Origin of the sequence: Amycolatopsis albispora (assembly GCF_003312875.1) — a bacterium.
GTDB lineage: Bacteria > Actinomycetota > Actinomycetes > Mycobacteriales > Pseudonocardiaceae > Amycolatopsis > Amycolatopsis albispora.
Genome location: NZ_CP015163.1, coordinates 781,881 through 805,495, shown reverse-complemented (window position 1 = coordinate 805,495; position 23,615 = coordinate 781,881). Strand labels below are relative to the sequence as shown.

At 71.4% G+C, this 23,615-nt stretch carries 19 protein-coding genes and 1 pseudogene; 5 read left to right on the top strand and 15 right to left on the bottom strand.

The annotated features are described in order from the left end of the window. Nucleotides 1-703: 703 nt before the first annotated feature. Entirely contained in the window at nucleotides 704-3,157 is a 2,454-nt protein-coding gene (locus A4R43_RS03975; RefSeq protein WP_113691038.1) for an ABC transporter permease, read from the bottom strand. Continuing rightward, nucleotides 3,154-3,849, bottom strand: a complete 696-nt coding sequence (locus tag A4R43_RS03970; protein ID WP_113691037.1) for an ABC transporter ATP-binding protein — start codon at nucleotides 3,847-3,849, stop codon at nucleotides 3,154-3,156. The genes A4R43_RS03975 and A4R43_RS03970 overlap by 4 nt, the downstream gene beginning before the upstream one ends. Before the next feature lie 130 nt (nucleotides 3,850-3,979). On the opposite strand from A4R43_RS03970, the gene A4R43_RS03965 reads away from it, so the two are divergent. The 3 genes from A4R43_RS03965 to A4R43_RS03955 all read left to right on the top strand — a co-directional run bounded on the left by A4R43_RS03965 (nucleotide 3,980) and on the right by A4R43_RS03955 (nucleotide 6,323). After that, entirely contained in the window at nucleotides 3,980-5,179 is a 1,200-nt protein-coding gene (locus tag A4R43_RS03965; protein ID WP_162788307.1) for a sensor histidine kinase, read from the top strand. After that, the gene (locus A4R43_RS03960; protein ID WP_113691035.1) at nucleotides 5,176-5,823 is read left to right on the top strand and encodes a response regulator; all 648 of its coding nucleotides are present in this window, start codon (nucleotides 5,176-5,178) and stop codon (nucleotides 5,821-5,823) included. Before A4R43_RS03965 ends, A4R43_RS03960 begins: the two co-directional genes overlap by 4 nt. Before the next feature lie 119 nt (nucleotides 5,824-5,942). After that, the gene (locus A4R43_RS03955) at nucleotides 5,943-6,323 is read left to right on the top strand and encodes a hypothetical protein (protein ID WP_113691034.1); all 381 of its coding nucleotides are present in this window, start codon (nucleotides 5,943-5,945) and stop codon (nucleotides 6,321-6,323) included. Between the two features lie 24 nt (nucleotides 6,324-6,347). On the opposite strand, the gene A4R43_RS03950 is transcribed toward A4R43_RS03955, so the two are convergent. The 6 genes from A4R43_RS03950 to A4R43_RS03925 are packed head-to-tail and all read right to left on the bottom strand — an operon-like array spanning nucleotide 6,348 to nucleotide 11,025. Beyond that, nucleotides 6,348-7,502, bottom strand: coding sequence for an SGNH/GDSL hydrolase family protein (locus A4R43_RS03950; RefSeq protein ID WP_113697330.1), 1,155 nt, complete (start codon nucleotides 7,500-7,502; stop codon nucleotides 6,348-6,350). Nucleotides 7,503-7,533: 31 nt separating this feature from the next. Next, nucleotides 7,534-8,037, bottom strand: a complete 504-nt coding sequence (locus A4R43_RS42555; RefSeq protein WP_162788306.1) for a hypothetical protein — start codon at nucleotides 8,035-8,037, stop codon at nucleotides 7,534-7,536. 50 nt (nucleotides 8,038-8,087) lie between these two features. Continuing rightward, nucleotides 8,088-8,684 (bottom strand): TetR/AcrR family transcriptional regulator, encoded by a 597-nt coding sequence (locus tag A4R43_RS03940; protein ID WP_113691033.1) that lies wholly within the window; start codon nucleotides 8,682-8,684, stop codon nucleotides 8,088-8,090. Further along, the gene (locus tag A4R43_RS03935) at nucleotides 8,681-9,220 is read right to left on the bottom strand and encodes a carboxymuconolactone decarboxylase family protein (protein ID WP_113691032.1); all 540 of its coding nucleotides are present in this window, start codon (nucleotides 9,218-9,220) and stop codon (nucleotides 8,681-8,683) included. Before A4R43_RS03935 ends, A4R43_RS03940 begins: the two co-directional genes overlap by 4 nt. Beyond that, complete coding sequence (locus A4R43_RS03930) at nucleotides 9,217-10,086, bottom strand: SDR family oxidoreductase (protein WP_113691031.1); 870 nt, start codon at nucleotides 10,084-10,086, stop codon at nucleotides 9,217-9,219. Before A4R43_RS03930 ends, A4R43_RS03935 begins: the two co-directional genes overlap by 4 nt. Before the next feature lie 9 nt (nucleotides 10,087-10,095). Continuing rightward, nucleotides 10,096-11,025, bottom strand: coding sequence for a zinc-binding dehydrogenase (locus tag A4R43_RS03925; protein WP_113691030.1), 930 nt, complete (start codon nucleotides 11,023-11,025; stop codon nucleotides 10,096-10,098). A 77-nt stretch (nucleotides 11,026-11,102) separates the two neighbouring features. Between A4R43_RS03925 and A4R43_RS03920 the strand changes: the two genes are divergently transcribed. Next, complete coding sequence (locus tag A4R43_RS03920) at nucleotides 11,103-11,723, top strand: TetR/AcrR family transcriptional regulator (protein WP_113697329.1); 621 nt, start codon at nucleotides 11,103-11,105, stop codon at nucleotides 11,721-11,723. On the opposite strand, the gene A4R43_RS03915 is transcribed toward A4R43_RS03920, so the two are convergent. The 6 genes from A4R43_RS03915 to A4R43_RS03890 form a co-directional block, all read right to left on the bottom strand. Further along, nucleotides 11,698-12,042: a hypothetical protein gene (locus A4R43_RS03915; protein ID WP_113691029.1), complete on the bottom strand. Its 345-nt coding sequence runs from the start codon at nucleotides 12,040-12,042 to the stop codon at nucleotides 11,698-11,700. The genes A4R43_RS03920 and A4R43_RS03915 overlap by 26 nt on opposite strands. A gap of 78 nt (nucleotides 12,043-12,120) precedes the next feature. After that, nucleotides 12,121-13,701 (bottom strand): alkaline phosphatase D family protein, encoded by a 1,581-nt coding sequence (locus A4R43_RS03910; RefSeq protein WP_113691028.1) that lies wholly within the window; start codon nucleotides 13,699-13,701, stop codon nucleotides 12,121-12,123. Nucleotides 13,702-13,826: 125 nt separating this feature from the next. Then, nucleotides 13,827-16,565 carry a glycoside hydrolase family 78 protein gene (locus tag A4R43_RS03905; protein WP_113691027.1) on the bottom strand — a complete coding sequence of 913 codons (2,739 nt, stop codon included), beginning with the start codon at nucleotides 16,563-16,565 and terminating at the stop codon, nucleotides 13,827-13,829. Further along, the gene (locus A4R43_RS03900) at nucleotides 16,562-17,968 is read right to left on the bottom strand and encodes an L-fucose/L-arabinose isomerase family protein (RefSeq protein WP_113691026.1); all 1,407 of its coding nucleotides are present in this window, start codon (nucleotides 17,966-17,968) and stop codon (nucleotides 16,562-16,564) included. Before A4R43_RS03900 ends, A4R43_RS03905 begins: the two co-directional genes overlap by 4 nt. Beyond that, nucleotides 17,965-21,525 (bottom strand): hypothetical protein, encoded by a 3,561-nt coding sequence (locus A4R43_RS03895; protein WP_113691025.1) that lies wholly within the window; start codon nucleotides 21,523-21,525, stop codon nucleotides 17,965-17,967. The genes A4R43_RS03900 and A4R43_RS03895 overlap by 4 nt, the downstream gene beginning before the upstream one ends. Continuing rightward, nucleotides 21,522-22,811: an MFS transporter gene (locus A4R43_RS03890; protein ID WP_236808756.1), complete on the bottom strand. Its 1,290-nt coding sequence runs from the start codon at nucleotides 22,809-22,811 to the stop codon at nucleotides 21,522-21,524. Before A4R43_RS03890 ends, A4R43_RS03895 begins: the two co-directional genes overlap by 4 nt. A gap of 112 nt (nucleotides 22,812-22,923) precedes the next feature. On the opposite strand from A4R43_RS03890, the pseudogene A4R43_RS44715 reads away from it, so the two are divergent. Continuing rightward, a pseudogene (locus tag A4R43_RS44715) lies at nucleotides 22,924-23,055 on the top strand (hypothetical protein); the annotation flags it as partial. Between the two features lie 294 nt (nucleotides 23,056-23,349). Here the strand turns inward: A4R43_RS44715 and A4R43_RS03880 are convergent. Beyond that, entirely contained in the window at nucleotides 23,350-23,556 is a 207-nt protein-coding gene (locus tag A4R43_RS03880; protein ID WP_113691024.1) for a hypothetical protein, read from the bottom strand. Nucleotides 23,557-23,615: the final 59 nt, after the last annotated feature.

The window sequence follows — 23,615 nt, the reverse complement described above, 5'->3', positions numbered from 1 at the left end:
ATCGCCCGGCGACTAACGTCCGGGATTCGGCCTGACCGCACGCTCGCACTCGGTCTCTCACCCCTCCGGGTTTCGCTAAGCCACACCGGGATTCGCGTGTTAGAGACTGATCGGTCGGCCGCTTACGCCCGAGGGCCGCCCTTGCCGATCGATCGACCTCGGTCTCTCTCCACTGGCCTTCCGCTGGACCAAGCCGGGATTCTCTTGTCAGAGGGCGGTCGCCCGGCGATCTACGCCCCGGATTCGCCTGACCGCCGCTCACCCCCGGTCGCTCGTCCCGGCCTTCCACCGCGCCACGCCGGGATTTCTTGCTAGGCGGCGGTCGCCCGGCCCTCTACACCTCGAATTCGCCTGACCGCCGCTCACCCCCGGTCGCTCGCCCTGGCCTTCTGCTGTGCCAAGCCGGGATTCTCTTGTTTGAGAGTGATCGGTCGGCCGCTCGCGCCTGGCAGTCGCCCTGGCCGACCGATCGCCCTCGGTCGCTCGTCCGGTCTTTCGCTGTGTCACGCCGGGATTCTTTGTCAAGAGGGCCCGGAAGCACCGCAGGGCAGCACGAACGAGGACTGCCTGTACCTCAACGTGACCACGCCCGCCGGGGGCACGAAGCGATCGGTCGGCTGCGTACGGCCGGGAGTCGCGGCCGGTCGAGCGCCCTTGGGTGCTTGGGCCTGCCGGGTTTCTGGGCTGACGTCGGGATTTGGGGTTAGGGGGCGATTGCGGGTAGCACCTCCGTTCTTGCTGCACGTCGGGCGGGCCACAGGGCGGCCAGTACGGCGGCGAGCACCATGCCCAGGAGGCAGATCGCGATCACATCCAGCGGCACTGAGGCGTCCCCGAGTGACTGGCCGAGCATGGCGTGCTGCATCACCGTGCCCGCCCCGAGGCCGGTGACCACTCCGAGACCCGCGCCGAACAGCGAGATCGCGATGCTCTCGGCCTGGACCATGCGCCGGACCAGCGACCGGGAAGCGCCGATCGCCCGCATCATGCCGATTTCCCGGGTGCGCTCCAACACGGACAGGGCCAGCGTGTTCACCACACCGAACACGGCGATCACCACGGCCACGCCGAACATCGCGTACAGCAACACAAACGCGAGCCGCTGTGACTCGATGCCTTGTTCGGCGAGTCCTTCCCGGTCGGTGACCAGCACGTCCGGCCGGTCCGCGAAGGCTGCTTCGATCGACTTGCGCACCGCCGCCGGGTCGACTCCCGTCGCGTAACCCAGGCTGATTCGGTCACGGACTTCGGCGGGCGCCAGCGCCAGGTCGTAGTAGATGCTCGCCTGCAGTTCGGTCGCCTCGTAAACCCCGGTCACCCGCGTGGCGATCGGGCTTCCGGCCCCCGGCCGCAGGGTGATCGGATCTCCCACGCCCAGCCCGAGCATGTCTGCCTGGTTGCGGGAAACCACCACACCACGGGTCAGGTCCGCGTCGCCCGCGGTGATCTGCGGGGACAGCACGCCGGTCAGCGCCGACGGCTCGATCGCCGAGACATTGCGCTGGGTTTCCCCACCGGGATAGGAAATATCGGCGAGCCGGTCGCGGCTACCCGCCACCGCAGTCACCCCAGGCACCTCGCTGAGCCTGGCCAGATCCCCGGGCCCGAGTACGGCCTGACCACCGGCCGCGGGCCGCAGCACCGTGGTGGTCACCGGCACGTTCGCCCGGATGGTCGAGGCGATCAGCTCGGTCAGCGTCGCGCTCAGCGTGCCGAACGCGCACACCAGCCCCAACCCGACGGTGATCGCGGCCGCCGAACCCGCGGTCCGGCGTGGATCCCTGGCCGCGTTGCGCACCCCGAGCCGGGCCGCCGGGCTGCCCCGCCGGAACCGGCGGAAGCACAGCGCGGCCAGCGCCGGGGTGAGCAGCAGCAGTCCGCCCGCTCCGGCGGCGGCCGACACCAGGCCGACGATCCGCGGCAGGTTCTCCGAGGACGGATCCGCGGTCGCGAGCACGCCCGCCACCGCGGCCGCGAGCAACACCGCACCCGCCACCGTACGGCCGGTGAACGCCCGCCCACCCAGCACCGGGTCACTGCGCAGGGCGGCCATCGGAGTCACCTTCGACGCTCGTCGCGCCGGGCCGTAAGCGGCAAGCACGGTGACCCCGATCGCAACGAGGTAACCGAGGCCGATAGCCAGCGGCGAGACCCGGTACACCATCTCCTCGTCCGGCTGGAGCAGCGCGAGCACCACCGGCCCCAGACCCGTGCCGAGCAGGCAGCCGAGGGTGCCACCGGCCAGCCCGAGCACCGCCGCTTCGGCGATCACCGTGCGGCGCACCTGCCGCCGGGTCGCACCGACCGCGCGCAGCAGCGCCAGCTGCCGCGTGCGCTGGGTGATCAGCACGGTGAAGGTGTTGCCGATGACGAACATCCCGGCCAGCAGCGCGATCGCCGCCAGCGGCAGCACGGTGAGCCGCAGGTCGGTGCGCGAAGCCTCGATGTCCGCCCGTGCCGCCGCAGCCAACTCGGCACCGGTGGCCACCTGCTGCCCCGGCGCCATCGCGGGCGGACTCGCGCCAGGGGCCAGCACCAGTTCGATGCGGTGGTACCCGGCACCGAACCGGTCCCCGGCGGCGGGTTCCGGATACGCGACCGACGGCACCACGTCGGCGGCGTCGCCGGAATCCGGGCCCATCGTCAGGTAGTCGAACACCCCGGCGACCCGCACCTGCTCGGCTCGCCCTTCACCGAGCAGGACACGCACGCTCTGCCCCGGTGCGAGCCCGGCCCGCTCCGCGTCCGCCCGGTGCACCGCCACCTCAGCAGCACCCGGCGCCGTGCCCGCGGTGAGCCGGAACCGGCCGGTGTTGTCCCAGTTGGTCCCGGCACGGTCCGGCGCGGTGGCCGACCGGACCAGCTTGCCGTCCGGCCCGACCAGGCCCGCGTGTCCGACACGCACCCCGGCCGCGCCCTGGACGCCCGGCGCCGCCGCGAGGCGGCCGCGGTCGGCCTCGGTGAGCGCGGCCCCGGTGCTGGTGCTCACCCAGGCCCCGGTGCCGTCCCGGACCGGCCGTTCGGCCAGCGTCGCGGTGATCGAATCGGCCAGTGCCCAGCCCGCCACGGTGGCCGCGACGCCGAGTGCGATCGCACACAGCGTGGCGACCAGCCTTCCCTTGTGCGAGAACAAATCCCGTAGTGCCGCCCGGATCATCGCACCGCACTCCGGTCACCGGCGAGCACACCGTCGGAGAGCAGCAGCACCCGGTCCGCGTAGTCCGCGGCGGCGGTGTCGTGGGTGACCATCACGATGGTCTGGCCGAGTTCGTCCACACTGGTCCGCAGGAACCGCAGCAGTTCGGCGGAACTGCCGGAGTCCAGCGCGCCGGTCGGCTCGTCGGCGAAGACCACCGCGGGCCCGGTGATCAGCGCGCGTGCGCAGGCCACGCGCTGCTGCTGCCCGCCGGAAAGCTGGCCCGGGCGGTGGCCGAGCCGGTCGTCCAGTTTCAGCGTGCCGACGAGCCGGTCCAGCAGCCGCGGATCGGCGCGGCGGCCGGCCAGGTCGAGCGGCAGGGTGATGTTCTCCAGCGCGGTGAGTGTCGGCAGCAGGTTGAACGCCTGGAAGACGAACCCGATGCGGTCCCGCCGCAGTTCGGTCAGCGCGTCGTCGGACAAGGTGGCCAGGTCGGTGCCGTCGAGCAGGAGCCGGCCGGTGGTCGGCCGGTCCAGCCCCGCGGCACAGTGCATGAGGGTGGACTTCCCGGAGCCGGACGGGCCCATGATGGCGGTGAACTCACCGCGCCGGAAGGTCACGTCGATTCCGCGCAACGCGGCCACCTCGGTCTCGCCGGAGCCGTAGACCTTGGTGAGCCCGCGAACGACGATCGCGCTGGCTGTTTCTGTCATGGCCCCATGGTCGGGCGGCGGGGCCGGGCGCGGCCTCGGCCGGAAGTCGATCGCGCCTCCAACTAAAGAGACACCATCGTGCCTACTTCAGAACGATGGGGCGGCCCGCCCGCGCCGATACGCTCGCTGTGTGCGGATCGTCGAAGGGCTGCTGCGCCCACTACCCCGGGACATGGGCAAGACCGAATTCACGGTCCTTGCCTTCGTCCTGCTGCTGGGCATGATGCTGCCGTGGGGGCCCGGGACGCTGCTCGTGTGGATGGTGAAGGAGAACGAGGACACCGTCCGGGCACTGCAGATCCTGACGACGGTGTCCACCATGGGGACGTTGCTGGTGGGGCTCTGGCGGAAGTCGATGCTCTTCACGGTCATGCCGGTGGTGACGGTACTGACCTCGGCCGGGGCGCCCCTGCTGGTGACGTCCTATCTGGCGGGCCTCACCTACCGGCGCCCGGCGCACCTGGCCATATACACCGTGGCCGCCAGTGCGGTGGCCATGCTGCCGGAGGTGCTCGGCGCGGCACTGGGCCTGCCGCGCCGGGGGTGGTCGCAGCTGCCGGCGGCTACCGGTGGTATCGCGCTGTTCGTGCTGCTGCCGCTGGTGGTCGGCTTGCTGATCGAGACGAGGCGGCAGGTGGTGGCCGGACTGCGCAAGCAAGCCGCCCAGGAACGGTTGCAGCACACCACGCAGGTCCGTGAAGTTCGTGCGCGCGAGCGCTCGCGGATAGCACAGGAGATGCACGACGTGGTCGCACACCGGGTGTCGCTGATGGTGTTGCACGCCGGCGTGCTGGAGGTGAACACGAAGGAGAAGAAAACGGCGGAAACGGCCGCGCTGATCAGGACGACCGGGCGCGAAGCGCTGTCGCAGCTGCGTGAGGTGCTCGGTGTGCTCCGCACCAGTGAGGTGGCCGGGACGACCACGCAGCCGCCGTCCACTTTGGCGGAGATCGGCGAGCTGGTGGACGACTCACGGGCAGCCGGGATTCCGGTGCGGTGGCGCGACGACACCGTACTGCCGTCCGTGTCCCCGATGGTGGCGCAGACGGCGTACCAGGTGGTGCGGGAGGCGCTGACCAATGTGCACAAGCACGCCGGCGCGGTGGAAACCGAAGTCGAACTGAGATCGGTGGGGCACGCCCTCGAGGTGAAGGTGCACAACGCGGCACCGGCCGAGCGACCGGAACCGCTGCCCGGCAACGGACTGGGGTTGCTGGGCCTGCGGGAACGCGTGGAACTGGTCGGCGGGATCTTCCACTCGTCGAGTTGTGACCGCGGTGGCTGGCTGGTGACCGCGCGACTGCCCTACGCGGAGCAGGTGCGACGGTGATCAAGGTGGTGATCGCCGACGACGAGGCGCTCGTCCGGGCCGGGTTGCGCGGCCTGCTCGACCCGGCACCAGATCTGGAGGTGGTGGCCGAGGCCGAAGACGGGCGGGCGGCGGTGGAGGCGGCGATGCGGTACCGGCCGGACGTGCTGTTGATGGACATCCGGATGCCCGGGCTGGACGGGCTCCGGGCGCTGGAGCAGGTGGCCGGGCTGGAACGGCCACCGAAGGTGATCATGCTGACCACCTTCGACCTGGACGACTACGTGCACCGGGCGTTGCGAGCGGGGGCAGCCGGGTTCCTGCTCAAGGACACGCCGCCGACCGAGCTGACCGCGGCGATCCGCACGGTGGCGGCGGGCAACGCGATGCTGGCGCCGACGGTGACGAAGCGACTGATCACCGCGTTCACCGAACGGCACCCGGAACGGGCTCGCCGGGCGAGGGAGAAGCTGAGCGCACTGACCGACCGGGAGCGCGGGGTGATCAACGCGATCGCCCAGGGACTGTCGAACGCCGAGATCGGAAAGGAGTTGATGATGAGCGAGGCCACGGTGAAATCGCACGTGAGCCGGTCGCTGGCCAAGCTCGGGCTGAGCAACCGGGTCCAGGCGGCGATCCTGGCCCGCGACGCCAACGAGCTGTGAGCCGGGGCTGATTTCGGACGCAGTCGGGTGAATCGGGTGAACCGGCGGACGGGTGAGGGTGATGGCCGTACCCTGCTGGGTGCAAAATGCGCCGACGCCGCTCAGGAGGTCGCCTCGACGTGCACTGGCCGTTCCGTCAGCCGGCGCGCGATGCCGGCCGCCTCGTGCGGATCAGCGAGGTGCACCGCTGCAAGCCGAGCCAGCTACGCGCGCGGCTGGCCGGGCACGCGGCAGCGGCGGTGTGGACGGCGGGCAACTTCACCGACATCGGGCTGACCGGGGCACGTGATCTGGAGGTGCCGATCCAGCGGCGGTTCCGGTCGGTACCGGCACTGTGCAAAGCGGCGCTCAAGACGGCGTCCGCGCGTGACCCGCTCGTCCTGCTGATGTCCGAGCAGCTGTTCCACGCACACAGCGGGGATCAGCGGCTCCGGGCCGTGGTCGACCACGAGCACTGCCTGGTGCTGGTGGTGTGCGGCTGGCTGCAGCCGTCCACATAGGACACCCGCGGAGCGGTGCCCGGCTCAGCCCGCGAAGGGGCCGCCGGGGCCGAAGGCCAGGGTGACGAAGCGGGTGCCGATGCGCTGGTGGGCGGCGGCGTCCGGGTGCAGCCGGTCGGGCAGCGGCAGCTCGGCGGCGTCCGCCTCGCCGTAGAGTTCGCGGCCGTCGAGATAGTGCAGGTTGGGGTCGGCGCGCTGCGTCACGATGCGGGCGAGCTCTTCGCGGACGACGGTCAGCGTGAGCTTTCCGGCGGTGCTTTCGGCGGGGTCGCCGGTGGCGCGGAACCGCAGGGTGCCGTCGCTGAAATCGACCGCGCCCGGGCCCGGGGTGGTCTCGTGGATTGGGCACAGAATGGAGGAAACCACTAGCAACGGAGTGGCCGGATGGCCTTCGCGGATGGTGTCGAGGAACCCGTGCACGGCGGGGCCGAAGGCACGCAGGCGCATCAGGTCGGCGTTGACCAGGTTGATGCCGAGCTTGACGCTGATCAGGTCGGCCGGGGTGTCGCGCATGGTGCGCGCGGTGAAGGGATCGAGCAGCGCGCTGCCGCCGAAACCGAGGTTGATCAGTTCGACGTTCCCGCGGGCGGCGGCCAGTGCGGGCCAGGTGGTGGCCGGGCTGGCGGCGTTCGAGCCCTGGCTGACCGAGCTGCCGTGGTGCAGCCACACCCGGCGGCCCCGGTCCGGCGCCGGTTCGATCGGGGCGTCGGTGCGCAGCTCGGCCAGTTCGGTGATTTCCGTGTGCGGCAGCCAGATCTCGACATCCTTCGCCCGGTCGGGCAGGCCGTCGAAGCAGACCGTGCCGACCGGGCCCGGCTGGACCTCGACGGCACCGGTGGCCATGTCCAGCAACTGGACCTTGCCGCCGGTGGTGCTCGCCTGCCCGGCGGCGGCGCCGTCGACGATCAGGTCGTACCGGCCGTCAGGACGCAGCGGGAGGTCGCGGTAGCCGACCCTGGTGCGCAGCGTGTCCAGCTCGATGGTGGTGGCGGCGCTGCGGAAGACCACCCGCACACCGGACGGCTGGGCCTCGGCCATGGCCAGCTGACCGTCGGCGCACTGCTCCCGCGCCCACGCCGGGAGCCGATGGGGCAGCACACCGTGCTCGGTGCGTTCCAGTTCGATCGCGCCACGCACCAGCTCGGCGGTGATGGGCGTCGTGGTCCACGAAGCAGCCATGCGCACAGTCTGCCGTCCCGGGCACGAGTGGCTACGCCGGGGACAGCTTGATCACCGCACGGCCGTCGGCGACGTGGAGGGTGTCGAGGTTGAGCGCGTCGTTGATGGTGATGCCGCCGCTGATGGTGGTGGTCATGCCGCCGGAGAGATTGACCGTCAGGCCGCTCTCGCCGACGTCCAGAATGGTCAGCGCGGTGATCTTCGGGGTGGCCTTGACCTGGTTGCCGATGCGGATGACGTCACCGGCCTTCACCTCGACCTCGCAGGTGCCGTCCGAGCAGGCGCCCAGGTTCGTGCCGTCGGCGGGCTTGGGCGGCGGCGCCGAAGCGGTGGTCGTCGTGGTGGGCGGGGTGGTGGGCGTGGGCGGAGCCGGGGTGGACAAGGCGGTGGTGGGGACGGTGGTGCTGAGGGCGGCGGCGGTGGGGGCGGCGGCGGGTGGTGCCTCGCTTCCGCAGCCGACACAGCCGGCGAGCGGGACGACCACGGCGAGCGCGGCGGCGAGTTTCCTGGCGTGCATGACTTCCTTCCGGTTCACCTGCGCGCTCACCGTGGCACCGATCGCCGGGGCCGGTCCCGGATTGACCGTTAGCGGACAAGCAGGTCGCGGGCGAGGCCGGCGATCGGCTCGCGGAGTCCGGCGAGGCCCTCGACGTCACCCTCGACAAAGCGCGCGGTCACCAGCGAAACGATCGAGCCGACGAGCGCCTGGCAGGCGAAGCGTTCCCGCGGTGAACGCGCGCCGAAGGTCACCACGAGCAGTTCGACGAAGTGCTGCTGCAACTCCAGTCGTCGACGCATCGCTTCCGGGCCCGCGGCGTAGGTTTCGATGAGGAAAAGCCGGGCGAGCGCGGGGTTTTCCGCCAGCGCACCAAGATACGCGCCGAGGAACCGGTCGAAGCGTTCGAGCGGAGAGCCCGCCGACACCGGTTCCACCGCCGACGCCAGCAGGTCGATCGCGCCTTCGAGCGCCGCCACGAAGCACGCCTGCTTGTTGGGGAACTGCTGGTAGAACGTCTCCCGCGAAACACCGGCGCGCTTGATGACGGCGGCGACCGTGGTGCCCGGATAACCGTGCTCGGCCATCACCTCGGCGGCGGCCCGCAGCATCCGCGCCCGCTGCACGCCGACCACCTCGTCGCGGCTGAGGTGGTGGCGTCCGCTGGGCAGCCGGGTTTCCGTCATCGCGGCTCGTCCGGCTCGATGCGCAGCGTGGTGAGGAACGTGGCCAGCATGTCGTAGTGCCCCACCAGCAACAGGAATTCGACCGCGGCCGGCTCGTCGAGGTGCTCGCGCAACGCGGCCCAACTGGTGTCGTCGAGGTCGCGGTGCTCCAGCAGGACGTCCACCGCGTTCAGCAGCGCGCGCTCACGCGGCGTCCAGCCCGGTTCGCCGGGACCGGCCTGGACGCGCCGCAGGTCGTCCGCATGCACGCCGGCTCGCGCGCCGAGCCGCCGGTGGTGCTCGAACTCGTACCGGCACCGCCGCAGGTGGGCCACCCGCAGGATCACCAGTTCGGTATCGCGTCGCGGGAGCTTGCCGCCGGGCATCAGCCGTCCGGCGAAACGCAGCCAGCCGCGGAACAACGCCGGGCGCCGGGCCATGGTCAGGAACAGCTTGGGCGGCTGCGTCCCGGTGACCCGCCCGCTGACCTTCGCGAACACCCAGGCGAACAGCCCGACGTCGGCGCGCTCGCCGGGCGTGATCCGCGGCCCGCTCACGCCGCGGCCCCGCGCAACAGCCGTCGCATGGCGAAGTTCGCCAGGCGCATCAGCAGCACGTAGACCGGCGGGCAAAGCCGCTGCAGCAGGTGGATCAGCTGGATGTCGCGCGAGGTGTAGACCAGGTACCGACGGCGCCGCACCCCGCGCACGATCGCCGCGGCGACCCGTTCCGGGCTCACCGCGTGCCTCCGGAAACCGTTCCGCAGGCGCACCCAGACCGGGCTCGCGGTGTCGATCCCGGCGACCTCCACCGTCTCGGTGAGCGGGGTGCGCACGCCACCGGGGCAGACCAGGCTGACCCCGATGCCGTGCTGCCGCAGGTCGAACCGCAGCACCTCGGACACCCCGCGCAGGCCGAACTTGCTCGCGCTGTAGGCCGCGTGCCACGGCAGCCCGATCAGCCCGGCGGCCGAGGACACGTTGACCAGGTGCCCGCCCCGGCCCGCGTTGATCATCGGTGGCAGGAACGTCTCGATCACGTGGACCGGGCCCATCAGGTTGACCTCGACCAGGCTGCGCCAGTGACGGTGTTCGAGCCGGTCCACCGTGCCCCACGCCGAAATGCCCGCCACGTTCATCACCACGTCGACATGACCGCAGCGCTGGTGGATCCGCTCCCCCAGCCCGGTCACCTCGTCGAGGCTGCTGAGGTCGGCGGGCTCGGCGAAGTCGACCACACCACCGTCGGCGCGGATCTCGCGGACGGCTTCCGCCAGCCCCGGCCCGTTGAGGTCGGTGAGGTAGAGCCGCGCGCCCTCGGCGGCGGCGAGCCGGGCGGTCGCCCGGCCGATGCCACCGGCGGCACCCGTGATCAGCACGCGTTTCCCGGCCAGTTCCATCCGGCCGACGGTATTGACGAACATCCGTGTTCGTCAATAGGCGATCTCCAGCACCGCCTTGCCGGACAGGCGGCGTTCACGCAGGGCCGCCACCGCGTCCGCCGCGTCGTCCCACTTGCCGCGCCAGGAGATGTGCGGGTCCAGCTCACCCGCCGCGACCAGCCCGGCCAGCCAGCTCAGGTCGGCCGCCAGGCCGGTGTGGTTGAGCAGGAAGAACGAGGTGATCGAGCGGTCGTGCGCGCCCATGCCCGCCAGCACGCTGGGCGGGAGCACGGCGTCGGCACCGGAGGACCGGCCGACCGAGACCAGCGTGCCGTGCTCGGACAGCTTCTCGTAGGCCGCCACGAGCTGGCCGCCGCCGACCATGTCGAGCACCGCGTCGACCGTTCCGTCCACTTCGGACGGTCCGGTCACCACCTCGTGCGCGCCGAGCGCGCGCAGGCTTTCCCCGTGCCGGTCCGGGTTCCCGGTCGAAGCGAGCACGTGCGCCCCACCGCGTCGAGCGAGTTGCACGGCGTACCGCCCGACTCCCCCGGTCGCCCCGGTGACCAGCACCCGCCTGCCCAGGATCGGCCCGGCGCGGTGCAGCGCGCGCAAGGCGCTCGCCCCGGCCACCGGCACCGTGCTGATCGCGCCCAGGTCGGCACCCGCGGGCACCTCGCCCAGCAGTTCGGTGTCCACGGCGCGCAGCTCGGCCCACGCCCCGGCCATGCCCAGCGTCACCACCGGCGTGCCCTCGGCCGGGCCGGTGCCGTCGGCCGCGGCTCGTTCGACCACGCCCGCGGCGTCCCAGCCGAGCACCGCCCCCGGCTGCGCCTCCGGGAGCAGGGCGACGACCTCACCGCTGTTCAGCGAGGTGGCGGCCACGCGGACCAGCGCCTGGTTCGGCGCGGGCACGGGCTCGGGAGCCTCGCCGAGGCGGAGGCCGCCGGGCGCGGTGGGATCAGCCAGCAAAGCACGCATAACGCTCACCTTCCGGGAAGTGCCACTCAGTGGCAATAGCCTACAAGGGGCGAATGCCGCTCCGCTACGCTGGCGCCATGACCACCCTGCGCGAGCGCAAGAAGCAGCAGACCAGGGACGCGCTGATCGGCACCGCGCTGGAGCTGTTCACCTCACGCGGCTTCGCGACCGTCACGCTGGACGAGCTGTGCGACACGGTCGGCGTGTCGAAGCGGACCTTCTTCCGCACGTTCGGCAGCAAAGAAGAGGTCGCGCTGGCGCCGTCGGAAGACCTGTGGAACGCCTTCCTGGCGCGGCTGCGGGTCGCCGATCCCGGTGACGGCACGGTGATGGACCTGCTGCGTGCCACGCTGCTGGACACGCTCGGCGAGATGACCGGCGACGACTGGGCGCACCGGGTGCTGCTGGGGCGGCGGCTGGCCGCGGACACACCGTCGGTGCAGGCACGCGGGCTCTACTTCTGCGAGTGCACCAGCCGGACCGCGCTGGAGATCCTCCACACCCGGCTGGCGCTCGACGATCCGGCGGACCCGCGCCTGCGCCTGGCCATGGACATGCTCGTGTCGGCGTTCCACCTCGCGCAGGAGGCGTGGGCCGAAGAGCCGGGCACCCCGAGCAGGGCGGCGTTCGCCGGGCACCTCAACCGGGTGTTCGACCTGCTGCCCGAAAGCTTCACCCTGACCGCGAGCCGCCGCTGAACCGCCGGGCGAGGTCGTGGTGCCGCTCGGCCACCTGGGCCGCCTGCGCCGGGGTGACCACCGAGCCCGGCATCCGGCTCAGGTTCTCCACCTGCCCGGCGAAGGCCAGGTGTTCCCGGTGCGCGTGCTCCCGGCAGGCCAGGCAGGTCACGCTTTCCGGGTGCGGGGAGGTCATCGCGTACCGCACTTCGATGCCGCAGCCGGTGGTGACCACGGCCGGGGCGTCGGACACCGCGCCCAGCATCGAGGCGATCAGGTTGCGCTGGTCCGCGCCCGTGTGCAGCACCCGGCGGTCGACGTGGATGTGCGGATCGTCCATCCGCCCTCCCTCAGCCCGGGATCAGGTCCGCCTTCTCCCCACCATGATGGCCGACGGCGCACCACCGCCGCCGCCCGGTCAGGCCGGCTGGACGCCGGGGCGCTGGTCCTCGACGACGAAGCTCGCGCGCGTCGAGACGGGGGCACCGGGCTTGGTGACGTACGGCAGGACCCGGAAGTCGCTGCGCCACCGGTCCCGGTCGACGTGCACGCGCACGTAACCCCGCTGTGCGTTGAAGAACTTCATGTGCGGGTTGGCCGCGAGGAACTTCACGCCGTCCTCGTTCATGTCCGCGCCGTCGGCCCCGCTGCTGATCGAGGTACCGACGAACTCGCTCGCCACCACCGGCGAGTCCGGGTCGGTGAAGTCGCGCTTGAGGTCCCAGGCGTAGTTCTGGTGCCGGTCGCCGGTGATCACCACCAGGTTGCGGACGTCGCGGTCCTGCGCGGCGGCCAGCACCCGGTCGCGGTCGGCCACGTAGCCGTCCCACGGGTCGTACCACACGTCGACCGCCTCGCCCGGGTCCCGGTCGGTCTGCCCGATCGGCGCCTGGTTGCCCAGGATCTGCCACCGCGCCCGCGAGCTGCTGAACCCGTCGAGCAGCCATTGCCGTTGCTCCGCGCCGAGAATCGTGCGGTCGGTGTCGAACCGGTCGGCGCAGCCGACCCCGCCGCCGTCACCACACGGCTGGTCGTCGCGGTACTGCCGGGTGTCGAGCATGGTCAGGTCGGCCAGCCGCCCGTAACGCAGCCGCCGGTGCATGCGCATGTCCGGGCCGGACGGGATCTGCGCGCGCCGCAGCGGCAGGTGCTCGTACATCGCCTGGAACGCCGCGGCCCGCCGCAGCCGGAACACCGCCGGGTCCTGGTCCGGCTCGGTGTCGGCCTGCGAGATGTCGCCAGCCCAGTTGTTCTCGACCTCGTGATCGTCGAAGGTCACGATCCAGGGGAACCGCGCGTGCGCGAGCTGCAGCGGCGCCTCGCTCTTGTACAGCGAATACTGCAGCCGGTACCGCGCCAGGTCGAAGGTCTCGGTGTGGAACCGCGGGTCCACCGTCACCCCGCGCTTGTTCGTGCCGACCCCGTATTCGTACAGGTAGTCCCCGAGGTGCACGACGAAGTCCAGGTCCTCGGCGGCCATGTGGTCGTACGCGGTGAAGTACCCGTCCTGCCAGGCCTGGCACGACGCGAAGGCGAAGCGCAGTTCGTCCGGATCGGACCAGAGCGACGGCATGGTCCGGGTGCGCCCGGCCGGTGAGAGCTCCCCGCCGACGCGGAACCGGTAGTGGTACTCGTGATCCGGGGCGAGGCCGTGGATCTCCGGGTGCACCGAGTGCCCCAGCTCCGGCGTGGCGACCACGCTGCCGCGCCGCACCACCTGGCGGAACCGGTCGTCACGCGCGATTTCGTACTCCACGCGCACCGGCTTCGCGGGCATGCCACCCGAACCGTCCACGGCGAACGGATCAGGAGCCAGCCGGGTCCACAGCACCACACCGTCGGGCGCCGGGTCACCGGAGGCCACCCCGAGGGTGAACGGGTTGCCGGTGCCGGACGGCGCGGCGAAGCTGCTCGCCGCGTTCCACACCCCATTACCGAGCAGGACCGCACCGAGGCTCGCACCGCCGTACCCCAGCAGCTGCCGACGCGAAATCGTCACTTCAGGCTCTCCTGTCCTCGCCGAACTCGCGGATGTTCATAACCCGGACATTTGGCGCGCGACAAGGGTTCTGCCCGAAGTACAGGCCCTGTTCACGCCGTGGTCGCCGTCCGGAACGGCGGACGTCACCCGAGCAGCGCGGCCAGCGCGGCCTCGGCGGCGGCCCCGTCACGGGACGGGTCCTTCATGGCGAGCTTGCTCGCGAGTTCGGCGGCCGGCAGGTGCAGGAACGGCGCGGCCTCGGCCGCGAGCCGCGCGGAATCCTCGCCCAGCCCCAGTTCCGCCAGCAGCGCGACCGCCTTCGGCCACAGCTCGGGATGGTCGAGCAGGTCCCGCACGGTGACCGGCGCGGGCCGCGGGGTCACCGGGTCCGGCACCGTCCAGTGGTGCCGCCCGTGCCGCACCTCGACCGGCTCGCGGCCGGGCAGGTGCACCTCGGCGGCGGTACCGGGCGGGATCTCGGCGTCCACAGTGAACTCCCCGCCTTCCCGCAGCCACGCCACCGACGCCATGCCGTACGGCGTTTCGTGGCGGGCCGAGGCGTGCGTCAGCGCGGCGTCCGGCCTCGGGCGCACGGTGATCCGCCGGTAGCCCGGCGCGGCCGGGGCCAGGCCCGCGATGCTCCGGTGCATCCAGTCGGCGACCGCGCCCAGCGCGTAGTGGTTGAACGAGGTCATCTCACCCGGGTTGATCGAGCCGTCGGGCAGCATGCTGTCCCAGCGCTCCCAGATGGTGGTCGCGCCCATGGTCACCGGGTACAGCCACGACGGGCAGCCGCGTTCGAGCAGCAGCCGGTAGGCGAGGTCGGGACGGCCGGCCGAGGTCAGCGCGTCGGTGATCAGCGGTGTGCCGACGAATCCTGTTCCGATGCGGAAACCGTTGGCACGCACGAGATCCGCCAGCTGTTCAGCTGCGTGCGCACGCTGGGCCGCGGTCGGCAGCAGGTCCCATTCCAACGCCAGCGCGTAGACCGTCGGCGCGTCGCTGAGCACCCGGCCCGCCTCGGTGACGTAGTGCCGGACGAAGGCGTCCCTGGTGTCGGCGGCCAGCTTCTCGTAGTGCTCGGCGTCCCGGCCGAGCACCCGCGCCGTCTCGGCGACGATCTCCGCCGAGCGGACCAGGTACGCGGTGGCCACCACGTCGGAATCCGCCTGTGCGGCAAAGGGATTCTCCGGTGGCGCGGTCGGGTCCAGCCAGTCACCGAACTGGAAACCGCCCGCCCACACGCCGTCCGTGGTCAGCGAAGAGATCTTGTCCACCCAGGCACGCATGCTGTCGAACTGCCGGGCGAGCACGCCCGTGTCGCCGTTGCGGCGGTACAGCACCCACGGCACGACGGTGGCCGCGTCACCCCACGCGGTGGCGGTCGGCGACTCGCCGTAGAGCACGTCCGGCACGACAAACGGGACCGAGCCGTCGTCCTGCTGCTCGGCGGCGAGATCGGCCAGCCAGGTGCTGAGGAAGCCCGCGGTGTCGAACAGGAAACCGGCCGTCGGCGCGAAAACCTGGATGTCGCCGGTCCAGCCGAGCCGCTCGTCGCGTTGCGGGCAGTCCGTGGGCACGTCCAGGAAGTTGCCGCGCATGCCCCACACCACGTTGCGGTGGAACTGCTCCAGCTCAGGTTCGGAGCAGGTGAACCAGCCGGTGCGCCGCAGATCGGTGCCGACCACCACCGCGGCCAGGTCCTCGGCGGCCACCTCCGCGCCGGTGATCTCGGCGTACCGGAAGCCGTGGAAGGTCAGGTTCGGCTCCACCACGACCTCGGCCGCGTCGTCGAGCACGTAGGTGTCGGTGGCCTTCGCCGACCGCAGCGGCCGCACGCCGAGTTCACCGTGCTCCAGCACTTCCGCGTGCCGCACCACCACCTCCTGCCCCGACCGCGTGTTGCGCAGGTGGAGCCGGACCCAGCCGACCACGTTCTGCCCGAAGTCGACCAGCGTCCGTCCCGACGGCGACTGCCACACCTTCAACGCGGGCAGCACCTCGGTCGCACGCACCGGCGGTCCCTCGGGCGCGACCAGCCGTCCCAGGTCACCGTCCACCACTTCGACGGCGTCCACAGTGGACTCGGTACCACGCATGTCCGTGTGCTGCCCGTCGTACAGATCGTCGGCCAGCACGCCGCTGTTGTGTGCCGTCCACTGCTCGTCGGTGCCGAACACCTCGATCGAACCGTCGGCGTAGGTGACCTCCAGCTGCGCCAGGAGCGCCAGCCTGTCGCCGTAGTGCGCCCGCTTGCCCGCCCAGGCGAGCCGCCCGCGGTACCAGCCGTTGCCCAGCAGCACGTCGATGTTGTTCGGACCTTCGCGCAGCAGTGAAGTCACGTCGTGGGTCTGGTAGCGCAAACGCTTGCGGTAACTGGTCCAGCCCGGCGCGAGCACCTCGTCGCCGACGCGCTCGCCGTTCAGGCGTGCCTCGTAAACGCCGTGCGCGGTGGCGTAGAGCCGGGCCGAGACGATGTCCGGCCGCAGGGTCACCGTGTGGCTGAGGATCGGCGCGGGCGCACCGATTCCCCCGAGTTTCACCGGGCTGACGAACCGCGCGGACCAGTCCGACGGCGACAGCAAACCCGTCTCCACTGTGGACGGTTCGCTCCACGGCGACCAGTCGTCCCCCGAAGCGACCCGCACCCGTACCGTCGCCCGCGCCCGCGACGCCAGCGGTTCGAACGGCCACGGCACCAGCACCTGCTCGGCGGAATCCACGCGCACCACCACGCCGTCGAGGTCCAGTTCGTAGGCGGTCTGCGTCCATTCCGGCTCGTCCGTGCGCACCTGCCAGGACAACCGCGGGGTCGCGGTGCCCAGCCCGAGCGGGTCGTCGCGGTGCTCGAAGCGGACCGGACCGGCGGTGGTGGCTGTCAACGGATGCCCTCCTGGGTGACGGTGACGAGTTCGTGGCCGCAGAGGTCGGCGACCGCACGGAGTTCGGCCACGCGGTGCCCGACACCGAGTGCCCAGTGGTGACCGATGCCGGTCATGCTCCAGTCGTCGGTCCACTCGCCGGGGTGCCTGCCGAAGTCCACTCTGGACGTTGTGTTCCCGATGCGCAGCAACGGCCCGTCCACCACGGTGCCCTCCGACGCGACGAACCGGAAGGCGCCGTCGGGCTGCTGCCCGAGCCCGAACGCGGTGACCGGGCCGTGCCTGACGTCGAACTCCACCGACACGCCCCAGCCGCGCTTCCCGTGGTACACGCCGAGCCCGCGCAGGATCGGCTTGCCGTCGCTGATCGCCAGGTGCGCGGGACCGTCGTGACCCATCTCCACCACGTCGTCGCGGAAGTTCAGCGCCTGCAACTCGGTGAACGAGCCGCCCGCGCCCAGCTGGTCGAGGATGAGCATCGCCAGCGAGGTGCGCAGTTCGTACTCACCGGCAGCCGGAATCCCGCGCGCGGTGAGCAGGGAGGCGCCCAGGATCATGCCCGCACCGACGCGCTCGTGCGTCTCGCCGTTGAGGCCGCGGTGGTAGTAGGCCAGGCTGTCCAGGCCGAAGTCGTCCACCAGCTGGTCCAGCGCCACGGACACCTTCGCCGCCCACCGCAGGTCCTCCTCGGCCACCGTCGAGTCCACTGTGAACACTTCACGCGCGTGCGCCACCCGGTCGTCGGTGGCCGCGTCACCGACCTGCTCGACCCGCACCCGCAGGTCGTCGATCTCCAGCACTTCGACGCGCTCGGCGAAGGCCCGCGGGACCAGCGTGAGATCGGTGGACACGTCGAGCATGCCCGGGTACAGGTGCCCGAGCAGCCCGTGCCTGCCGCGGCGCAGTTTCGCGCGGCCCCCCGCCGCGCGCACCCAGCGCCCGATCTTGTCCCAGGCGGCGGGTTCCTCCAGATAGCCGCTGACACACCGGGCTTCGACCCCACACCGGCGGAAGGCGTTGACCATCTCCGGCATCGGGCAGGCACCGCAGTAGGCGAGCCAGGCACCGGTGTCGAAGGTGGCGTGGTCCATCACCTCGGTGGGCTGGAGGTTCAGCAGCAGCACCGGCGCGCCACTGCGCTGCGCCACCGGCATCAGCATGTTCGAGGTCAGGTAGGTGGTCAGGAACGCCACGATCAGGTCGCACCCGGCCGCGCGCAGCTGCTCGGCCGCCCGGTCGCCTTCCTGCGGATCGGAGATGAAGCCGGCGTCGACCACTTCGCAGCCGAACTCCCGCATCCGCTCGGAAACCCGTTCGGCGGACAGCTTCAGCTGCGGCAGCAGTTCCGGGAACTGCGGCCAGTAGGCACCCAGCCCACCGGCGACCAGGCCGACCTTGGTCATCGTGCACCTCCGTGTCGGATCAGCCGGACCGGGCCGAACAGTCCGGTGCGGACCTGCCCGGCGGCCACGGCGGTGGTCGGTGAGGCGTCGTCGAGATAGCCGGCGAGCGTGCCGCGCACGACGATCTCCAGCCGGTTCTCGCCCGGCCGCAGGGCATCGGTGATCTCCGTGCGCCACGGCGCCCACACGAGCTGGTCCACGAGCACACCGTTGACCAGCACGTCCGCCGTGCCGCGGACTTCACCGAGATCGAGCACCACGCGGCCGTCCGGTGCGGTGAACGTGGTGCGGTAGCGCATCCGGCCGCCGAGCGCACGCAGGCCGAGTTCCTCCCAGCTGCGCAGTTCGACGGGTGCTTCGGCGACCTCGACTTCGATCGCCGAATCCAGCAGGGCACCCGCCCGCCGTCCGTCGACCGCGCGGAAGTCCAGCCGCACCGGCGTTCCGGCGGCGAGCGGTTCCGGCAGCCGGACCCGGCCACCGACCGGCTTGTACTCCGTTCCGCCGACGACCGCGATCACCGCCAAATCGGACGGTATGCGCACCGACACCGTACCCAGCGGCGCCGGGAAAGCCAGCGATTCGGTGCGCTCACCGGACGGCGCCAGGTCGGGGACCACCGGCACGACCACGTCGCCGGGCGCCGCTTCGGGTTCCAGCCACCAGGCCCCGGGCAGCGGGTGCGGGCGCGGCCGGAGGCAGAGGAACCGGGGATCGCGCGGATGCTTGCGGCGAAGCCCTTCACAGGTCCATTCCGGACCGCTGGTGAGGCCCAGCTCCGGCGCGTCGACGGCCGCGACCGCGCCGGGTCCGAGCGCCAGCGTCAGCGTGTTCTCTCCCGGGCGCAGGGAAAGTTCGTAGGGGTGCACGCGGATTTCGCGGTGTCCCGGATACGGGTTGAAGTCGCCCTGCCTGCCGATCTCCGTGCCGTTCAGCACCACCCGGCAGGCACCCTCGCTCGCCACCTGCACGACCGCACTGCCCGGTTCGGTGACCTCGAAGGTGCGGCTGACCTCGGCACCCTCCATCCATTCAGGACGGCAGTACCGCTCGAAATCGGTGACCACGGCGAAGGATCCCCGCACGGGACCGTCCTCCGTCGCGGTGAACTCGATCTCCAGGCACCCGGTCCGCCCGCCGGGCACCGCGCTGACCGAGTGGTAACCCTCCCCCGCCGATGGCAGTTGGTGGCCGTCGAGCCATACCCGCCGCTCGGCTCCGGAACCGACCACCAGCCGGAGTCCGTCACGGTCCGGCAAGGCCAGATGTGTGCGCACGGCGACGCTCGCGCCCGCGGGCACGTGCCGCCAGTCCAGGAACTCCTCGGCGACATATCCCTTGGGCCCCAAGGTTTCGTTGTGCACGGGATCCTTGTGGATGCCGCGCGACAGCGACCATTCCGCGTGCCGCCAGGTGCCGTCGGGATCACGCACTTCGGCGAACGGGCCGAAGCCGGCGATCACCGGGCCGCTCTCGTGGCTCAGCCGCCAGACTTCGATCGGCAGCACCCCGTCGCGGCCGGCCCCGGCGAGATCACCCTCGCTGTTGTCCAAAGTGGATTCAGCGAGCGCCAGCCACCGCCCGGTCACCGGTTCCGCGCCCAGTTCCGGCCCGAGCGGCCGGGCATCGGCTTCGGGAAGGTCGTCGCCGAGCACCACCAGCGAAATCGGCCCGTCGTCGAACGGCACCTCGAACGCGCCGTCCCGCACCACCAGTTCCGTGCGCTCGCCGGTGCGGGGATTCCACCGCTGCGCCCGGCCGGGCAGGCCGGTGGTCCGGACCCGCGCCACGCGGCCGGTGGCGGGCACGAACCGGTAGCCGTCCTCACGCAGCCGCCGCCAGTACTCCTCCCACGGGAACCCGGCCTCGGCCCAGTTCTCCCGCTCCAGGTCCACGATCGGCGCCAGCGTGCCGGTGTGCTCGTCGTGCGCGGTCAGCAGGAGCACAAAGGAATCGCCGTCGCGGCGCAGGAGGAACGGCGCGTCCGCGCGGACGTTCCCAGCGGGGATCAAGCCGGGCACGTCTTCCGGCCGCTCGACCACGGTCACGTCGTCCAGCGGCGCGGCGCCCACGCAGATCACCTGACCACCGGCGCGCGCGAACTCGGTCAGTTTCGCCGCCGCGGCCGGGAGCAGCCGTTCGGCCTCCGGCAGGACCACCGTGCGGTAGGTCTCTTCACCGATCCGCAGCCGGTCGCCGAGCACTTCGGCCCCGGCGATCGTGTGCTCGTCGAGCGTGTCGTGGTCGATCCCGGCGGCCTCCAGCACGCCGTGTTCCTCCGCGAACCAGACGCTGGCGCCGTTCAGCCGGTGGTAACACGCCGCCGCGCGCTCGGCCGGCGGCAGCGGGCCGTCGAGCGTGAGATGGGCCTGCGTAGTGCTGGTCGGCGACAGCAGGACCACGTCGCAGACGTGCGTGCCGGTGGTCAGCACCGAGCACAACCGCGCCACCGCCGTGGAGAACTGGTGATAGGCGGGCCAGTACGGCTGGCGCCAGCAGGTCGACGGCGGCGCCCACTCCCACCAGCCGCCCGCCGTCGAGTAGTAGACGGCGTGCGGGTCGTACAGGTTCGCGCCCCGGCGCAGGAACGGCGCGAGCCAGTCGTAGGTCTCCTCCAGCGTGCCGCCCCAGCCGGACGAGTGGAACGCCTCGATCCAGGTGCGCCCGTGCCCGTTCGCGTGGGCCAGCGAGCTGTGCACCTTCGGATCGCCCCAGTGGTCGCATCCCGGCGCGCCGAAACCGGAATGCGTGCCGAGATAGTCGCCGTACAACTGGACACCGCCGACGGGATCGCCTTCGCGTGCCGGAGACGGCTGGTCGAACCCGCAGATCAGCGCGCGCTCGGCGAACCACCGGTCGAGCGGGTCGAAGAACGCCCGGCGCGCCAGGCGGGCGCGGTGCTCGTGGTAGTCGTGGCGATGGCGTGCCGACTCGGAGTCGTCCCCGCCGAACAACGCGGGCAGGGCGAGTTCGTAACCGTAGTGCGCGGCGAAGGTTTCGGCGAAGTCGTGGCCCCAGGTCGGCATGGCGGGCAGCTCGTCCTGGAAGAAGCCGGGCACCACCTTGCCGAACCAGTGCCCGAGTTGCCGGTCCAGCTCGCCGTGGACCTGGTCCAGCAGGGTGGCGCAGGCGTCCACCCCGAAGTAGTCGAAGCCGCTGACCCGCTCGCGGATCACCCCGGCTTCGTCGCGATGCAGCGCCAGACCGGCGAACTCCGGGTTCCGCGCGGTGATGCGCCCCTGGAAGTTCGCGCCGGAGAAGCCGATCTGGTCGTACAGCCACAGCCGGAACCCGATCCGCTCGGCGTCGGCGCAGGCGCCGTCGAACAGCTCGATCCACTGTGGACTGAGGAACGGCGGGTCGTCGGCCACCGAGCCGAACATCGGCCCGGTGGGCGCCAGGCACAGCACCACCGCCTGGCGCACCCCCTGCCCGGCCAGCCGTTCCATCTGCTCACGCAGCCGGGCCCCGGTCACCTTGGCCCCGCTCCACCACCAGATCGGCAGCGGGCCGGACTCCGGGCCCGGTTCGCGGAACCGGGTCAGCAACCGCGTCATGCCAGCGCCCGCTCCGCTTCGATCTGCTCCAGCGACTTGCCGGAGGTGTCGGGCATGAAGAAGTAGCCGACCACGCCGCTGATCACCAGGCAGCCCGCCAGCAGCGCGGCCACCGGCCCGATGCCCGCGGTCGCCAGCGTCGGCACGAAGAAGCTCCAGATGCCGAGGAAGGTGCGCGCCACGCCGAAGGTCAGGCCCTGCGCGGTGCCGCGGAGCATGGTCGGGAACAGCTCCTGGCTGACGATCTTGTACACCGCTTCACCGGCGAACGCGGCACCCACGCCGAACAACACGATGTTGCCGATGATCACCGGGATGTTGAACGGGAACACCAGGTACAGCACGAAGGCGATCACCTGCATCACCGCGCCGGCGGCCCACATCTTCTTGCGCAGGGCGTGCCCGCGGTCGACCAGGCGCATGAACACCAGCGTGCCCAGGATGCCGATGACGAACCCGGCGCAGGACAGCGCCACGCTGGCCGCCTGGCTGCCCGCGTTGAGCGTGGTGATGATGTACGGGGTGAAGATGCCGTTGGTACCGGCGGCCACGTTCCAGAACAGGTAGATGGTGCCGGTCCAGAGCAGCGCGCGCAGGTTCGCGCCGCGGAAGAGCGCGCCGAGCCGCACCGCGACGGAACCGCCCGCGGTGGCCGCCGCCTTCCACCTCGCCGACTCCGCCAGCCCCCGGCGCAGCGCCCAGGTGACGATCGCGACCACAAAAAGGTGCAGGAAGACGATCCGGATGCCGAGCAGTTCCAGCGGGGACAACGCCAGCGCCAGCAGCAGCACCACGACCGGCCCGGCGTTCCAGGCGATCTGCGTGAAGGCCAGCAGCTTGCCCCTGGCCTTCGACGGCGAGAACTCACCGACCAGCGCGAGCGAGGTGGGCACGTCGGCGCCGACCGCGACGCCGACCACGAAGGTGCCGATGAACAGCATCGGCGCGTTGACCGCGAGCGCGATGCAGAGGATGCCCGCCGCGTAGACCAGCAGGTCGTACTTGTAGATGCGCTTGCGGCCGAGCTTGTCGCCCAGCCGCCCGCCGATCAGCGCGCCGAGCGCGCAGCCGATGGCGTTCGGGCCGATCGCGGCCAGCGCGCCGACCGCGCCGCTGCTCAACCCCAGGTAGGCCTGGAACAGCGCGAGGCCGGAGCCCAGCGCCACGATCGAGCCGGCGTCCAGGTAGGAGGCCATCGCGGCCAGCACGGACCACTTCCACTGCTGGCGGCTGACCGTTCCGGACTCGTCCGCCTGCGTAGTGCCGACAGCTTCGGAGGAAGTCAAGTGAGTCTCCTCGTCCTCGTTGACGTAGGTCACACTTTGAAACGTATTAAGCGGGAGACTAGCGAAGGGCACCAGCGGACTCAAGGTCCGGAAACGGCCATCGGCTTACGCAATGAATCGTTTCATACGCACTGGGTGGGTGCCGGGCATCGGCTATCTTCGGCTGGAGCGCGAGGAAGAGCCGGTCACGCTGGTCGAAGTGGCGCGCGTCGCCGGCGTTTCCAAGACCACGGCCTCGGACGCGCTGCGCGGCTCCGGCCGGGTCTCGGAGCGCACCCGGCAGCTGGTGACCAGCACGGCTCGGCTACTCCCCCAACGCCTCGGCGCGCTCGCTGCGGCGGGCGAACACCGCGGCGATCACCGCGATCGACCTGCACCCGCGCGAGGCGGGCACCGTGCGCTCCCTGCCCATGGCCCTCCGGGATCGCCGCTCGACGACGCGGTAGGCAGCCAGGGTCGCGCAGGCCAGGACACAGAGGAGGCTGGGGCAACGCTATGAATGTGGCTTTCATTGCGCTAGACGCTATGAAAGCCACATTCATAGCGAACGGGAAGTTGCCGCGCCGAAGACCGCCGCCGGCCCGAGCGAGACCTGCACCCTGGCGATGCCCGGCGTGGGCGCGATCTCCATCCGCGGCCGCGGCTCGCCGTGCGCGGTTTCCGCGTCGGTCAGCTCGACCAGTTCGTCCACTGTGGACGACTCGTCGAGGGCGGCGGCGGCCGCCCTGGCCAGTGCCGCGTCCACCTCACCGGCCGCGGCGCCGGTTGCGCGGGCGGTAGCTGAGGTCGGCGGTCATGCCCGGC